Source organism: Collinsella sp. AM34-10, from assembly GCF_003469185.1.
Lineage (GTDB): Bacteria > Actinomycetota > Coriobacteriia > Coriobacteriales > Coriobacteriaceae > Collinsella.
The window spans coordinates 70,671-86,256 of sequence record NZ_QSIL01000005.1 but is presented as its reverse complement, the minus strand read 5'-3'; the positions used below and the strand labels follow the sequence as shown (position 1 = coordinate 86,256).

Below are 15,586 nucleotides of genomic sequence, written 5' to 3'. Positions count from 1 at the left end.
TACCCGGAGAAAGTTGGCTGTACATAATACATACCAATAGTATGTATCTGGGGAGAGTTTTGCATGTCCATCGAGCGGAAAAGACTTGACGCGGCGGGTGCCGATACAGTCCGTCGCGCGAGCACACGGCGGTTTGCCGCCTTGCTGCTGGCCCAGGCATGCTTGCTTCTGGGAAGTGTCGTTCTCTGCTTTGCTTATCCACTTTATGTGCTGGACGAGACGGGCTCTGCCACCGCATATGGCCTTGTGGGGGCGGTGTCTTTTCTTCCTTATCTTGCGGCAACACCTTTGGGCGGTGTGCTTGCGGACCGCGCGGATTGCGGTCGCATCTTCAGCGTTCTTGGGATGGCGCTCGCGGCGGTGACTGCTTGCATGCCCCTGTGCCGGAACGCGTTTGGCTGCGTCTCGTCGACAATAGTGTTGCTGTGTACCGACTATGCCGCTCAGGCAATCTGCAAACCTGCGGTTCAGGCCGCTATTCCCGAGCTGTTGGGTGAAGATCAGGTTGAGCGAGGGTGCGCCTGGGCTTCTCAAGTCACGATGGGGGCAAACATCCTGGGCCCCTTTGCCGGGGCGGCCCTTTACGGCTGGGCTGGAATCGATGGCGCAGGAGCCGTGGCATCTTTGGGCTTTGCCTTCTCCGCAATTGTTGGCACGCTGTTTTCTCGGGCGCCTTCATGCAACAAAGAAAGAGATGCGAAAAAGGGCCAGGGCCCCGATCTTGGCCTACGTAATGCGATTGCTTTCTTTGGGGCTAAACAAACGCTGTTGCTCACAGTTTTGCTGGTAGCGTTGTTCAACCTGGCGCTCGCGGGCGCCTCGTTGGGTACCCCCGTTGTCGTTTCAGTGCATCTCGGGGCGTCCGCTCAATGGGTTGGCCTCATTGAGGGGACGGCCGGGGCCGGCGGACTCGTTGGCGGACTAATGGTCGGTATGTCACCGTATAGGTTCAACGCGGGGCACATGGGGCGATACATCCTGTTGTCGACTCTTGGGGTCGTTCCGGTTTGGATATCGTTGGCGATCGGCGCGCCCGCATGGGCCGCATGCATCGCCTATTCGCTCGGCATGTTCTGGGTGATGCTGTGGGCCAATATCGCTTCGATCGAGCTTATTGGGCGCGTGCAGCGCGAGGCTGCAAGAGGGGTGAGAGGAAAGGCTCTCTCGATTGTTCACCTGCTGCTTTCGTGCACCACTCCGATAGGGCAGATGGTTTATGGCTACGCTTACGACATGGCAACGCCTGCGGTCGTTATGGCGGCGATGGTCGCTGCCGGCGTGCTCGTCGCTCTTTTGCTCGGCATGTTTGAACGCAAAGGGGCGGGCGAGTAAGGCCTTGGGCGGTGTAAGCCCTCGCGTAAGGTTTGCTTACCCCGCCGTTTCCAGTTCTCCTGCTCGTCTACAATATCGTGCAGACGAAAGAGAGGTATGTCCATGATCAAGATGTTCGCGAGTGATTTAGACGGAACGCTGCTTAACGCCCTGCACGAGGCAGATGGGACTATCCGCCGCGCCATTCGCGAGCTGACCGAGGCTGGCTTGCATGTGGTTCCCGCGACCGGACGCTCGACGCTGCCGATCGGCGAGCATGGCTTTACAGGCCTGGCGCTTGACGCCTGCTGCTCCAACGGATCCATCGTGCGCGACAGTCATGGCGAGGTGCTCAAAACCTGGACCGTCGACCCGCAGATCACCGAGGAGCTACTCAAGGAGTTTCCGGATATCTGCTTTGACTGCTCCACGCCCGACGGCATGTTCTCGAGTGGTTCGTTCGAGATGCACCAGGCGGGCTTTAAAAAGGACAGCCCCATCAAGCGTATCGTGATGCGTGGCATGCGTGCACGTGGCGGCTATCACGAGGAGCAGTATTTCGACCAGTCGATCGGCGACATCTTGCGCCACGATGTGTGCAAGATCAACTGTCGCGTGACCTCGCGCGAGCTGGAGCGCGACCTTAAGGCGTATCTTGCCGAGCGTTCGGACCGTGTGGTCAACGCGCCGTTTGACCCCGTGATGTTCGAAATCACGGACGTGACGTGCAACAAGGGCGAGAGTATTGCCTGGCTGGCGGGCTACTACGGTATTGCCGAGGACGAGGTCGCGGTCTACGGCGACGGCGGCAACGATATCGCCATGGTCAAGCGTTTCCGCCACAGCTACGCGACCAAAAACGCAAGCGATGCAGCTAAGGCCGCCGCGAGCGCAACTATCGGCAACTGCATGGTCCACGCCGTCCCCAAACACATGCTCGCCACCATGCGCAAGCAGAACTCCTGCACCGTCATCGAATAATGTGACAAAGGGACTGTCCCTTTGTCACAGTGGGGACGAGCTTCTTTAAACACGAACATATATTCGCATATTTAACTGCGCTTTGATAGAATCGGTATCGTTGGCGGCAGTTCCATGTGCCGGGCAGCGCCCTCCATCTGATGGGAGGTGATGCCCATGACCGATTTGATTGATTTCGTGAGGCTCCTGACCGCATTGGTCTCGCTTCTTACGACGCTTATCGGACTTTCCGAGGCACTCAAGCAACGCTCGAAGCGTAACAGAAGGGGTCGCCGCCGCTAAGGCGTTGACCCCCTAAAACAAGCAACGGCGCTGCCCAGCTTTCCAGAACTTGGGCTGCCGTCGACACTATTCTACCCACGAATGACATTTTGGACAATCGGCAATGTCGCTTCAGGCTGGGACAAAGGGACAAAGGGGCTGTCCCTTTATCACATCCAAAATATTGCCTTTACGTGTTGATGCACACGGTGTGCAATAATACTCGCACTGTGCAATAGCGCACAGGCTGAGTAACAAGGAGGACGCTTGTCCCAGCTCGAGAAATGCGATCGCCGGTCCCTTCGCTCGCAGCGTGCCCTTCGCCAGGCACTTGCCAGCGAGCTTGCCGAAAGCGGCGACCTTTCGCGCATTAATGTCGCGTCGCTCACCGAGCGCGCCGGTCTTACGCGCCGCACGTTCTATTCGCACTACCGCGATATCCCTGACTTTATCAATCAAATCGAGGACGGCTTGCTGGCCGAGATCCGTGAGCGCATTGAGCTCATCACCGCAGCTCAGCTGCCCGATCTCTATCACAACATAGATGAGCTCGAGCCGGCGCCCGGTTCGGTTGAGCTGCTGCGTTATCTTGCGGCCAACCGCGACTTAATCGGTGCGCTGTTGGGTCCGGGCGGCGACCAGGCCTTCATTAAAAGGATCATCGACACCGCTCGTGAGGCTGTGGTGCCGCGTGCGCAGACGGGCATTTTGGGCCTGGCGCTGGGCACGTTCTTTGACTACTACGTTACCTACGTCGTAAGTGCCGAGGTCGGCATGATTCAGCGCTGGTTTGAGCGTGGACTCACCGAATCGCCTGAGGCCATGGCGCGCATTATGACGGTGCTCGCTTTTGTGCGCCCCGGTGACCTGTATGGCCAACCCATCGATATCAACGTGCCGGAATACGGCATGAAGCTATTGAACTTGCAGCTCGAGGACGCGGCCGACACCGCCGCAACCGTCGAGTCCAACAACTAAGAGGAGAGACAATGAGCAAACTCGTCGAGGGCATCAAGGACCGCATGGTCGCTGCCGCACGCGAGGCCGCGCCCGCCGTGGTGGACGCCGCGCAGAAGGCCGCGACTGCCGCTGCCGAGAAGGTCGCCGAGGCAGTTGCCGATGCCAAGAACGCGGCAGGGGAGACGTCCGTTGCCAGCGAGCCCGCCACCGCCGCTGAGCCCGTAGCCGCCGCCCACGCCCCCGAAGGCGCGATCTTCAACCCCGGCAACGCCCACGGCAACCTGCACCTGGGCATCGACGTGGGCTCCACCACCGTTAAGCTCGCCGTGCTCAACGACGACAACCAGATTGTCTACGCCAAGTACCAGCGCCACCACACCGACGTCCGTGCCTGCGCCCGCGACCTGTTCGAGGGCGCTGTGACCGTGCTGCCGACGGCCCAGATGACCTGCGCCATTACCGGCTCGGGTGGCCTGCTGCTGTCCCAGTGGCTCGACCTGGAGTTTGTCCAGGAGGTCATCGCCAGCAAGCGTGCCGTCGAGACCCTCATCCCGGCCACCGATGTCGCCATCGAGCTGGGCGGCGAGGACGCCAAGATCATCTACTTCGATAATGGCATTGAGCAGCGCATGAACGGCACCTGCGCCGGCGGCACGGGCGCGTTCATCGATCAGATGGCAACCCTGCTGCACACTGACGCCAGCGGCCTTAACGAACTCGCGGCCAACGCCACCACCATCTATCCCATTGCCAGCCGCTGCGGCGTTTTTGCCAAGACCGACGTCCAGCCGCTGCTCAACGAGGGCGCCCGCCCCGAGGACGTGGCCGCCTCCATCTTCCAGGCTGTCGTGACCCAGACCATCTCGGGTCTGGCGTGCGGCCGTCCCATCCGCGGCAACGTCGCCTTCCTGGGCGGCCCGCTGCAGTACCTCTCCGAGCTGCGCCACCGCTTCTACCTCACGCTCAACCTGGACGAGGAGCACCGTATCGTGCCCCAAAACGCTCACCTGTTTGTGGCGAGCGGCGCCGCCATGGCGCACGAGTCCAATAAGCTCAGCACGTTCCCGCAGCTCATCGAGGCCATCGATGCCCTGGGTGACACGCAGGGTGCCGAGGTCGAGCGTCTGGATCCGCTCTTTGCCACCGACGAGGACTTTGCCGAGTTCAAGACCCGCCACGACACAGAGGTCGTCCCCAAGGGCAAGCTCGAAGGCTACACCGGACGCGTGTTCATCGGCATCGACGCCGGCTCCACCACCATGAAGGCCGCGCTCGTGGGCGAGGACGGTCAGCTGCTGCACACCTGGTACGGCAACAACAACGGCGACATCCTGGGCACGGCCAAGGTCATCATGGCCGATTTCTACAACCACATTCCCGCCGGCTGCACCATCGGCCACGTGACCACTACCGGCTATGGCGAGGCACTGCTCATCGAAGCCCTCAAGGCCGACTCCGGCGAGATCGAGACCGTTGCGCACCTGCGCGGCGCCAAGGCGTTCCTGCCCGGCGTCGAGTTTATTCTGGACATTGGCGGCCAGGACATGAAGTGCCTGCGCGTCAAGGACGGTGTAATCGAGCACATCATGCTCAACGAGGCCTGCTCGTCGGGTTGCGGTAGCTTTATCGAGAGCTTCGCCGTCTCTATGAACATGGACGTGCACGCGTTCGCCAACGCCGCCATCCATGCCAAGGCCCCGGTCGACCTGGGCAGTCGCTGCACGGTCTTTATGAACTCGCGCGTCAAGCAGGCGCAAAAGGAAGGCGCCACGGTGGGCGACATCGCGGCCGGCCTGTCCTATTCCGTCATCAAGAATGCTCTGTTCAAGGTCATTAAGCTGCGCGATCCCAAGGAGATCGGCAGCCAGGTGATCGTCCAGGGCGGCACCTTTATGTCCGATGCCACGCTGCGCGCGTTTGAGCAGCTCACCGGCGTTCACGCCGTGCGCCCCGACATCGCCGGCTGCATGGGCGCCTACGGTGCGGCCCTGCTCGCCCGCGATCGCGCCGGCGCGAACGGCACCTCGACCATTCTTTCTGCCGAAGACATCGCGCACCTCACCGTGACGCAAAAGCATGTCCGCTGCGGCCGTTGCTCTAACAACTGCCAGCTTACCGTCAACGACTTTGGCGGCGGCAGGCGCTTCATTACCGGCAACCGCTGCGAGAAGGGCGCCGGTCACAAAAAGCAGAAGACCGAGGCCCCCAACCTCTTCAAAAAGAAAAACGAGCTGCTCTTTGACCGCGAGGTGCTGAGCCCCGACGAGGCCCCGCGCGGCACCGTGGGTATCCCGCGCGCACTCAACATGTACGAGAACTACCCCTTCTGGCATGCGTTCTTTACGCGCCTGGGCTTTAGTGTGCAGCTGTCCGATCAGTCGAGCAAAAAGACCTACCAGGCGGGCATCGAGTCCATGCCGTCCGAGAGTGTGTGCTACCCGGCCAAGATGAGCCACGGCCACGTGATGAACCTCATCGACCGTGACGTCGACTTCATCTGGATGCCGTGCGTGCGCTGGGAGCGCAAGGAGGATCCGACCGCCGGCAACTGCTATAACTGCCCCATCGTCATGAGCTACCCCACGGCGCTGGCGCTCAACATCGACGAGATCCGCGAGCAGAACATCGAGTTCCTGTACCCGTTTGTGCCCTATCACGACAAGACCGAGCTCAAGCGCCGTCTATACCAGGTGCTCGCCGTCGACCGTGTGGCCGATGCGCAAGCCGGTCGCGGTCGTGTGCGCGGTCCCAAGATCACGCGCTCCGAGGTCGATGCCGCCGTCAACGCTGCTTTTGAGGCCGATGCGCGCTTCCACGAGGATATCCAGACCATGGGCGAGGAGGCCCTTAAGTGGGTCGAGGACCACGGCGGCCACGGCATCGTACTCGCCGGCCGTCCTTACCACAACGACCCCGAGATCAACCACGCCCTTCCCGAGCTTATCTCGAGCTTTGGCTTTGCGGTCTTTACCGAGGATTCGCTTGCGCACCTGGTGAAGCCCGAGCGTCCGATTCGCGTCGTCGACCAGTGGATGTACCACAGCCGCCTGTACGCCGTCGCCCGTTTTGTGACGATGCGCAACGACCTGGACCTGATTCAGCTCAACTCCTTCGGCTGCGGCTTGGACGCCCTGACCACCGACCAGGTGCAGGAAATCCTTGAGGCCAGCGGCAAGATCTACACCGTGCTCAAGATCGATGAGGTGTCCAATCTGGGCGCCGCGCGCATCCGCATCCGCTCGCTCATGGCGGCGCTCAAGGACCAGGAGGCCGAGCGCTTGGCAGAGGCCACGGCCGCGGGCGAGGCCTACGAGCAGGGCGATGCCGCGCCGGTGGCGCCTTCCACGGATGCCCCCGCGTTCGCGAGCCGCAAGTACACGTTCGAGGCGCAGCGTGAGAGCGCCTCGACCGCATGGCCCAAGGTGCCCTTTACCGAGCAGATGCGTGACGAGGGCTATACCATCCTGTGCCCGCAGATGGCGCCGATTCACTTTGACCTGGTCAAAGAGGTGTTCCGCGGTGCCGGCTACAACTTGGAGCTGCTGCCCTCAACCGATCACGACGCCGTCGAGGCTGGCCTGCGCTATGTGAACAATGACATTTGCTATCCGTCGATCCTGGTAACGGGTCAGATTATGGAGGCCATCGAGAGCGGTCGGTACGATCTGTCCAAGACGGCCGTGGTTATCAGCCAAACCGGCGGCGGCTGCCGTGCCACCAACTACATCGCGCTCATCCGCAAGGCCCTGCGCGAGAGCGGTCACCCCGAGATCCCGGTGATCTCGCTTTCGGCCGTGGCGCTCGGCGAGGACAACCCCGGCTTTAAGATTACGCCGGCGCTGCTTAAGCAGGCCGTGTACGCAGTGCTCTTTGGCGACGTGATGATGCAGATGCTCTATCGCTGCCGCCCGTACGAGGCCACGTCCGGTGCCGCCAACGCGCTCTACGAGGAGTACATGGCACGAGCCCGCAAGCTGGCGCCCAAGTTCAACCGCCACAACTACACCAAGCTGTGCCGCGAGGCCATCCACGCGTTCGACACCATGCCGCTTGTGGGCGAGGGCACCAAGCCGCGCGTGGGCGTGGTCGGCGAGATCTTGGTCAAGTTCCACCCCACGGCTAACAACCATGTGGTCGACGTGATCGAGCGCGAGGGCTGCGAGGCCGTGGTGCCGGGCCTGCTCGACTTCTTCCTGTACTCCATGAGCAATGCCGAGCTGCAGAAGGACGAGCTGGGAAGCTCTGCCACTACGCGCGCGGGCATGCAAGCGCTTATTAAGCTCGTGGACTGGATGCGTACGCCGGTGGAGGAGATGCTCGAGAAGTCCCGCCGCTTTGAGGCGCCCGAGCGCATCGGCACCATGGCCGACAAGGCCCGCACGGTGCTTTCGGTGTGCAACAACATGGGCGAGGGCTGGTTGCTCACGGCCGAGATGCTCGACCTGATTGATCACGGCGCGCCCAACATCATCTGCACGCAGCCCTTCGCGTGCCTGCCCAACCACGTGGTGGGCAAGGCCGTGATCAAGGAGCTGCGCCGCCAGCACCCCGAGAGCAACATCGTCGCGGTGGACTACGACCCCGGCGCGTCCGAGGTCAACCAGCTCAACCGCATTAAGCTCATGATCAGCGTGGCCAAGGAAAACATGCGCGCCGGCAAGGGCTTTAAGCTCGAGAAGGTGGCGCCGCTCGCGATGGACGAGGTCACCGGCCAGATGCGTGCCCACGATGGCTGCGTGAGCTGCGGGCCGGCCAGCGAGGAGGCCGTTGCATCGGTCGCCAAGCGTTTGGGACGTGGCATTAAGAAGTAACTGGCCTGCTTTGGGCTAGATATGAGACAAACGGGTGGTAGCCGTACCGGCTACCACCCGTTTTTGCTGGACATGGAACCCTGAGATAATGAACAGGTGTTGCCGCTCGCCGCAAATTACTGTCCGTTTATAGAACATATGCCCGGCGTGCAGTCCTCTTACGGTTGAATAAATACACATCTATGGAATTACGCAAGAGAGGACCGTTCCATGAGCTACAAGACCGTTTGTGTTGCCGGTGGCGGCGTGTTGGGAAGCCAGATTGCCTTTCAGGCTGCCTACTGCGGCTTTGATGTAACGATTTGGCTGCGCAGCGAGGGCAGCATCGGCCGCACCCAGCCCAAGATCGATCACGTGCGCAAGGAGTACATCGCTGCTATCGAGGGCATGGCGGACGGCACGGGCGAGTGGTGTGCCGGTATCGCCGATAGCGGCAAGCCCTTCGACAAGGAGGCGGCGCTCGCTGCCGTTGAGCGCGCCTACTCCACGCTCAAGCTGGAGCTCGATCTTGCCAAGGCCGTGGCCGACGCCGACCTGGTCATCGAGTCTATGGCCGAGGACACCCAGGCAAAGATCGACTTCTACAAGAAGCTCGCCCCGGTACTACCGCAAAAGACCGTCATCGTTACCAACTCTTCCACGCTGCTGCCGAGCACCTTTGCCAAGTACACCGGCCGCCCCGAGAAGTACTTGTCGCTGCACTTTGCCAACTCCATCTGGAAGAACAACATGACCGAGGTCATGGCGCAGGACCAGGCCGACAAACGCTACTTCGACGAGCTCGTCGACTTTGCCAACGACATCCGCATGCTGGCGCTGCCCGTCAACAAGGAAAAGAACGGCTACCTGCTCAATTCCATGCTGGTGCCGTGGCTGCTTTCGGGCCTTGACCTGTATGTCTCGGGCGTGAGCGATCCCAAGAGCATCGACCTCGCGTGGACGCGTGGCACCGGTGCCCCCAAGGGTCCGTTTCGCGTATTCGACACGGTGGGTATCCAGACGGCCTACAACATCGTCATGCAGTATCAGAAGGTGCCGGGCTTGGTGAGCCCGCTGCTCAAAAAAATGATGATGCCCTACAACTTTAAGGCTATGGCGTCCGTCCTCAAGAAAATGCTCGACGAAGGCAAGCTGGGCGAAAGCTCGGGCGAGGGCTTCTTTACGTACTAAAAATGATCTCTTGGGGGTGGAAGCGTTGGGGATCTACGGTAGTATGCGACAAAATCTGAATTGATCGGGCAAGAGCTGTAGCGCGCGTTGACGTTTGACCAATGGAGCGCAAAAATGCACCGTTCGCCGATACTCCTCTCGCGAGTGGTTGCCATATGGTTTGATGTTGGAAACATATGACTGCCGCCGGGCTGCGGGTGACGTTTGCTCTGATATCGGAGGTGCCAAGTATGTTTCACGCTCCGTTAAACAAGTATCGGGCTGGTTAATATGGGCCGCCGTACTATCTCGATAACCCTTGCAGTGGTTTGCCTAGCTGTGCTCCTGGGCGCTATGGGGCAGTTCGCTATAAGTCGAGAAACATCCTATATGCAGGAATGTGCTTCCGAAGGCTTCGCCATTGATGGTTACTATCGGGATGACAAAACGAGTCGGGAAACCCTGGCTTTTCTTGAGGAGGACAACTGTCGATGGCAGCTGGTTGACCAAGACGGAATCTGCACAGACGGGCAGTTTAAGCGTACGGATGACCCCAACATTCTGATATTAAAGAATGAAAACGGCGAAATATTCGGTACGGTCCACGTGGCGCATATTTCGCGCCGACGCGATCAGGGCTTGCTCTACCTATTTAGAGATACCAAGGTGACCCGTTTTTATCTGGTGAGCACCGATCCGGCGTTTATGGTGGAGTCTGGCGATGTCGATGTGGACAGTTGATTCACGGCAATAAAACGGCGAGCGGGGCGCGGGTGTGAACTGCACCACGCTATTTGCTCGCGTCCGTATCGCGTCTGCGCCTCGTCATAACTTGCGTCCGTGCGAGCGCTCATCCCGCGCCGGCATCACTTCACGTCAAACTCCACGCGATCGAGCTCTGGCACGTTGAGATCGATGAGCTTGCGGGCAACGCGGCGGTCGTGTGCCCCGAGCGCCTCACTTGTTGTCACGTGAGCGACAACCTCGCGCTCGACCATGCCCTCTTCCTCGCCTTCGGTAGCCGAGGTCTCGACGGCGACGGTGTAATCCTTAAAGCCCGGCAGCACCGCGGCAAGTTCGCGCGTGGTTTCGGTGACGCCGTAGCCGTCCTGCACGCCGGCCTGCGCCGAGCCAATGGACCCCGCGGTCATAACGATGCAGGGGATGGCAAAGATCACCGTGCCCACGATGATGTGGCGGCGCACCTTGCGCGATAGCTCGTTGACCTCGGCGTTTTCTTCAGCAGTCACAATACCGTCGCCGTTCAGGTCGCGCTTGAGCGGCACGCGCAAAAGAAGCAGCACGGCTTCGGCGGCCAGTGCGATAAAGACCACGTTGATGCCAAACTCATAAAGCGCCGAGAGAAACAGTGACCCGCTTGCAATGGCGATGCCATAGCCCGCCGCACACAGGGGCGGCATGAGCGCGGTCGCCACGGCCACGCCGGCGATGAGCGTGGCGGGTTCCTGGTCGCGCGAGTTGCCCAGGCCACCCGCAAAGCCGCCCGCGAGCGCGACGACAAGGTCCCACACAGTCGGTGTCGAATTGTCGATGATGGCGGCCGTGGTGGTGCCAAGGGGCGAGAGCTTAAAGTACAACGTGGACGTGACCAGGCAAAAGGCCATCTGTAGAGCCAAGCCTGCGACGGCCTCGAGGGTAATCTCGCGGTCGAGCGTGGCGATGCCGTATGCCATGGCAAGCACCGATCCCATAAGCGGGCAGATGAGCATGGCGCCCACGATGGCGATGTCCGAATCGATATCGAGGCCGATGCTCGCGATCAACATGGCGATGATGAGGATGCATAGGTGGGAGCCAGTCAGACGCGCCCCGTTTACAAAACGCTTGCGGATCACGTGATAGGGCGCGCGTCCCTCGCGAATGTTGAACGCACGCTTGAGGAAGCGGGTGACGTTTTCCATGGCTTCGCTATGAGCAGGGCGGATGCCGTGACGCCGATGATGACGCTCGCGCAGGCGCTTGAGCTGTTGGTTATCGAGTTCCATGTTCACCTCGTTCTGGCACGGGCCGTGTATCCCGCCCGTCGTCCTTACTCTACACCGCGCTGAGCGAGGTGTCAGACAAGGTTTGTTGACCTGGAAGTAAGGCCAATCGGCATGACTAAAAACGCCGTGAGGATCATAAGAGTCAAATAGACAAAAAAGCGCGGGGCCGGTTTGATTCCGACCCCGCGCTCTGCACGGGTACGTTGTTGTTGGGTTTAGCCCAGCAGGCTCAATCCCACCGAGATGAACGCTAGGATAACGCCAACGATGGACTCGCCGCCCAGCAGGCCGCTGGCAACGACCAGGCCCTGCTCCTGGAAGGCGGCATCCTTGGCGGCCTTCTCCTCGTCCGAAAGGCCGGCGGTGGCGTCGCGGTGTGCGGCCCACTTGTCGTAGGCGAGCTTGACGCAGGAGCCCAAGAAGGCCGTGAGCGACATGTAGAACGGCAGGTACACGCCCAGGCCGATCATCATGGCCGGAATGCCGAGCCAGTACATGACGATGCCGGCGATAAAGCCGCCCGCAAACCACGGCACGCTCGGGATGCCCGAGACCATGGTGGCGACCACGCTTGCCTGCGCGGCCACAAAGCTCTTGTCAGGGCCAAAGGCGTCCGGACCATAGGCGGTGACGAGCGCGACCATGACAGCGGCGGCGACCAGGGCGCCCACGATGCCGCCAATGGCCTGGCCGACCCACTGTGCGCGCGGGTTGGTACCCAGTACGGCTCCGGCCTTAAAGTCGTTCATGACGTCGCCCGCAAGGCCGCACGCCACGGCCACGATGCCAGCGATAAAGAACAGCTTGACCTGTGCGAGCTGCGCGAAGGCTGCCACGATGAGCATGACGATGAGGCCAAAGATCTCCATGGGATCGATACCCGTCTGGCCGCAGCTCTGAGCGCTCATGATGGTGGTGACAAAGGTGAACAGCGTGACGATGACGGCCGGAACGGGACCAAGGTCGAGCGCGATGGCGACGATCACGGCGATGGCTGCGGTGCCCAGGCCGATGATGCCGGCGTCGAGCTTAAGGGAGCCCGAGATGAGCGATTGCTCGTCGGTGTCGGTGGAGCTGTCGGCGGCGAGGCCACGGACGATACCGGTGACCTGCGGCAGGATGTCTTTAAGGACGACGGCGACGCCGAAGCCCATCATAAGACCCATACCGAGGGACTTGACGATGCCCTGCGCGGTCGCAATATCGAACAGGCCGGCAGCGGTGCCGCCAACGATGATGCCAAAGTTGCCCAGCAGCGCGCCGGCAAACCAGAAGGCGACGGGGGCAAAGCCCACCAAAAAGCCGATGGACAGCAGCATGGGCGAGTTGTAGATGGCAAAGGTCACGCCGGGGATATTGAGCGTGCAAAGCATGCTGGGCACCACGCCCAGAGCGTCGCGAAGCACGCTGTAGATGCCTGCGATGGCCATGGAGCCAAAGAGCTGCTTACCGGTCTTGCCGCCGGCCTCGGTGGCGCGCAGGGTCTGAGCTGCGGCGTTGCCGGTGGGGAACTCCAGCGCGGCGTCCACGATAAAGTGACGGTGGATGAGCGCTGTCGCCAGAAGGCCCAGGATAGTGCCGGCGAGTGCCACGATAAACATGTCAAGCCAGCTGATCTGGTCGGCATAGCCCAGCATCCAGGCGCCCGGGATGGTAAACGCCAGGCCGCCGGCGACCATGGCGCCCGCAGACATGATGGTGTGGGTGACGTTGGCCTCGTTGAGGCTGGCGTTGCCCATGAGCTTCAGGAAGAACAGCGAAATGACGGCAGCGAAAATGATCGGCCAGGGGAGGGCGCCCATCTTGAGGGCAGTATAGGCCGAGCTTGCCGTGATAATCACGCAGCCAAGGACGCCGATGACGACGCCGCGCAGCGTGAGTTGACCGCGCATCGAGGTGCGGTTCGAGGGATTGCTCATATAGAACTCCTTTGCGTATATCCGCTTCCCCCGCAAGCGCCGCTACGGATACGGCGCGGGAAGTCGGGTTACCAAGGGCCGACGCGTGAGCTCACGTACGACCGCGCATCAGTATAGCCGCAAGGTAGTCAATTTGGGACGGGGCTTTTTAGCTGGTTTGGGTAGGCGATATACTGCTGGGCAGACGAAAGGAGCGCCGACGATGCTTAATGGGTGCGCATATATATTGACGGTCGATGTGGGCAACACATTCATTCGCTTTGGCCTGTTTGCCGAGGATTCGGCCGCGGCGCAGGAATGCCCGCTTGCGACGTGCGAGATCACGACGCCGTCGAGCATCACGGCCGACGAGGCGCGCATGAGGCTCGTGCAGGTCATGGGCGCGCTGGCAATCGATGCGGGCATGCCGGGTGTACTCGTTCCCGCGGCGGCCGTGCTGAGTTGCGTGGTGCCGGCGCTCGAGCGCCCGTGGAAGGCGGCACTTTCCCGCACCTGCACGGGGCGCGTGCTCACCGTGGGGCCGGGCCTCAAGACCGGCATGCCCGTGCACTACGACGACCCGGCCGAGATCGGCCCCGACCGCATCGCCGACGCCGTGGCGGCCCGTGCCGTCTACGGCTCTCCGTGCATCGCGATCGACCTGGGCACTACGACCAATATCGAGGTCATCGATGCGCGCGGAACCTTTGTCGGCGGCGTCATCGCGCCTGGTCTGGCACTTGGCGCCCGCTCGCTTTCGGCCGCTGCGGCGCGCCTGCCGCAGGTCGAGCCCTCGGCACCAACGCATGTGATCGGTCGCAACACGCGCGAGGCCATGCGCTCGGGCGTGGTTCTGGGCGAGGTGGCTCGCATCGACGGCATGCTCGACATGGTGCTTGCCGAGATGCGCTCGACCAAGGCGGCGGGCGAGGGCAGCGTGCCCATCGTCATCACTGGCGACGATGCCGAGGCGCTCGCGGCGTTGCTCGGCCACAGCCTGACGGTAGACGACGCACTGACGCTGCGGGGTCTCGCCGAACTGTACCGCATCAACCAAAAGCCTCGTCGCGCGTAGCGATGGGGGCGGTGGGACAAAAACGTCTCCACCTTTCACCTGCTACAATGGGTCAAACTATTGCGATTTCGGAGGTGTCTGCCATGTCGGACGATCTTCATCAAACCACGTCGGGCAAGCGCCGCGACGTTATTAGCTGGGACGAGTTCTTTATGAGCGTGGCCATCGCCGCGCAGCGCCGCAGCAAGGACCCCAATACGCAGGTGGGCGCGTGCATCGCCAGCACCAACCACCGCATCCTTTCGGTGGGCTACAACGGTACGCCCTCGGCACTCAACGACGACTTTTTCCCGTGGGGCACGAGCGATGACCCGCTGCAGGACAAGCATAACTACGTAGTCCATGCCGAGGCCAACGCCGTGCTCAACTACCGCGGCTCGCTCAAAGACCTTGAGGGTTCCACAGTCTACGTCACGCTGTTCCCGTGCCACGACTGCGCCAAGATCCTGGCGCAGGTAGGTGTGGGCGAGGTTGTCTACCTGGACAATAAGTATGCCGACACCGACGACGGCCGCATCAGTCGCCGTATTCTCGACTCCTGCGGCATTAGCTACCGCCAGGTCATCGTCGATGTCCACATTGGCACCGGGGAACAAACTCAGCAGTAGCGGCAACGTGTGCTAGCGCCGGGCGCCGGCAAAAGCAGCTAAAAGAGCCCCGTCCCAAATTGACTGCTCGTGAAAGTCGTGTCCACGCGCATGGATGGCTCGTGAGCGGGTACATGGCTGTAGTAACATAGCCCCTGTCCGCGGGCGCGCCCGCGTTATTGTGAGAAAGGAGCCCCTGTGGCTGTTAACGAAGAGCTGCTTAAGAAGGTTCTTGAGGAGATCCGCCCCAACCTGCAGGCCGACGGCGGCGATATGGAGTATGTGGGCGTTGACGACGAGGGCGTCGTCAAACTGGAGCTGCAGGGCGCTTGCGCCGGCTGCCCCATGAGCTCGCTGACCCTGTCCATGGGTATCGAGCGCATCCTGAAGGAGCATGTGCCCGGCGTTACCCGTGTCGAGCAGGTCAATGCCTCCGGCGAGACCGATGACCTGTACGACGAGTATGCGCCGTTCTAAGATGCGAAAACTGCGGACGGCATACTCCGCATAGACGTTACGCCCAAATATGCGGCTGCGAGCGCAAGGC

11 protein-coding genes are annotated in these 15,586 nt (G+C 61.4%); 9 read left to right on the top strand and 2 right to left on the bottom strand.

Going from position 1 to position 15,586, the window contains the following annotated elements; translation table 11 throughout:
- Window positions 1–63 precede the first annotated feature (63 nt).
- From DW823_RS06100 to DW823_RS06075, 6 genes are all read left to right on the top strand, one after another.
- Window positions 64–1,332 carry an MFS transporter gene (locus DW823_RS06100; protein WP_118081088.1) on the top strand — a complete coding sequence of 423 codons (1,269 nt, stop codon included), beginning with the start codon at window positions 64–66 and terminating at the stop codon, window positions 1,330–1,332.
- Between the two features lie 102 nt (window positions 1,333–1,434).
- Window positions 1,435–2,292: an HAD-IIB family hydrolase gene (locus DW823_RS06095; protein WP_118081231.1), complete on the top strand. Its 858-nt coding sequence runs from the start codon at window positions 1,435–1,437 to the stop codon at window positions 2,290–2,292.
- A 528-nt stretch (window positions 2,293–2,820) separates the two neighbouring features.
- Window positions 2,821–3,531: a TetR/AcrR family transcriptional regulator gene (locus DW823_RS06090; RefSeq protein WP_040358972.1), complete on the top strand. Its 711-nt coding sequence runs from the start codon at window positions 2,821–2,823 to the stop codon at window positions 3,529–3,531.
- 11 nt (window positions 3,532–3,542) lie between these two features.
- Window positions 3,543–8,324: a 2-hydroxyacyl-CoA dehydratase gene (locus tag DW823_RS06085; protein WP_118081086.1), complete on the top strand. Its 4,782-nt coding sequence runs from the start codon at window positions 3,543–3,545 to the stop codon at window positions 8,322–8,324.
- A 210-nt stretch (window positions 8,325–8,534) separates the two neighbouring features.
- Complete coding sequence (locus tag DW823_RS06080) at window positions 8,535–9,494, top strand: 3-hydroxyacyl-CoA dehydrogenase (protein WP_118081084.1); 960 nt, start codon at window positions 8,535–8,537, stop codon at window positions 9,492–9,494.
- A gap of 369 nt (window positions 9,495–9,863) precedes the next feature.
- Window positions 9,864–10,214, top strand: coding sequence for a hypothetical protein (locus tag DW823_RS06075; RefSeq protein ID WP_147350663.1), 351 nt, complete (start codon window positions 9,864–9,866; stop codon window positions 10,212–10,214).
- Window positions 10,215–10,339: 125 nt separating this feature from the next.
- Here DW823_RS06075 and DW823_RS06070 read toward each other — a convergent pair whose 3' ends face one another.
- Together DW823_RS06070 and DW823_RS06065 are read right to left on the bottom strand one after the other, a co-directional pair.
- A complete protein-coding gene (locus DW823_RS06070) occupies window positions 10,340–11,479 on the bottom strand; it encodes a DUF389 domain-containing protein (RefSeq protein WP_118081080.1) in 1,140 nt (379 codons plus the stop codon).
- Between the two features lie 215 nt (window positions 11,480–11,694).
- Entirely contained in the window at window positions 11,695–13,398 is a 1,704-nt protein-coding gene (locus tag DW823_RS06065; RefSeq protein WP_118081078.1) for an OPT/YSL family transporter, read from the bottom strand.
- Window positions 13,399–13,600: 202 nt separating this feature from the next.
- Between DW823_RS06065 and DW823_RS06060 the strand changes: the two genes are divergently transcribed.
- The 3 genes from DW823_RS06060 to DW823_RS06050 all read left to right on the top strand — a co-directional run bounded on the left by DW823_RS06060 (window position 13,601) and on the right by DW823_RS06050 (window position 15,516).
- Complete coding sequence (locus tag DW823_RS06060; protein WP_118081076.1) at window positions 13,601–14,452, top strand: type III pantothenate kinase; 852 nt, start codon at window positions 13,601–13,603, stop codon at window positions 14,450–14,452.
- An 83-nt stretch (window positions 14,453–14,535) separates the two neighbouring features.
- Window positions 14,536–15,060 (top strand): dCMP deaminase family protein, encoded by a 525-nt coding sequence (locus tag DW823_RS06055; protein ID WP_118081074.1) that lies wholly within the window; start codon window positions 14,536–14,538, stop codon window positions 15,058–15,060.
- 177 nt (window positions 15,061–15,237) lie between these two features.
- Window positions 15,238–15,516, top strand: coding sequence for a NifU family protein (locus DW823_RS06050; protein WP_099432127.1), 279 nt, complete (start codon window positions 15,238–15,240; stop codon window positions 15,514–15,516).
- Window positions 15,517–15,586 lie beyond the last annotated feature (70 nt).

Excerpts from the sequence above, each read along its gene's own strand:
- DW823_RS06100 (WP_118081088.1), top strand. The coding sequence starts at position 64 with ATGTCCATCGAGCGGAAAAGACTTGACGCGGCGGGTGCCGATACAGTC.
- DW823_RS06095 (WP_118081231.1), top strand. The coding sequence starts at position 1,435 with ATGATCAAGATGTTCGCGAGTGATTTAGACGGAACGCTGCTTAACGCC.
- DW823_RS06085 (WP_118081086.1), top strand. The coding sequence starts at position 3,543 with ATGAGCAAACTCGTCGAGGGCATCAAGGACCGCATGGTCGCTGCCGCA.
- DW823_RS06080 (WP_118081084.1), top strand. The coding sequence starts at position 8,535 with ATGAGCTACAAGACCGTTTGTGTTGCCGGTGGCGGCGTGTTGGGAAGC.
- DW823_RS06075 (WP_147350663.1), top strand. The coding sequence starts at position 9,864 with ATGCAGGAATGTGCTTCCGAAGGCTTCGCCATTGATGGTTACTATCGG.
- DW823_RS06070 (WP_118081080.1), bottom strand. The coding sequence starts at position 11,479 with ATGGAACTCGATAACCAACAGCTCAAGCGCCTGCGCGAGCGTCATCAT.
- DW823_RS06065 (WP_118081078.1), bottom strand. The coding sequence starts at position 13,398 with ATGAGCAATCCCTCGAACCGCACCTCGATGCGCGGTCAACTCACGCTG.
- DW823_RS06060 (WP_118081076.1), top strand. The coding sequence starts at position 13,601 with ATGCTTAATGGGTGCGCATATATATTGACGGTCGATGTGGGCAACACA.
- DW823_RS06055 (WP_118081074.1), top strand. The coding sequence starts at position 14,536 with ATGTCGGACGATCTTCATCAAACCACGTCGGGCAAGCGCCGCGACGTT.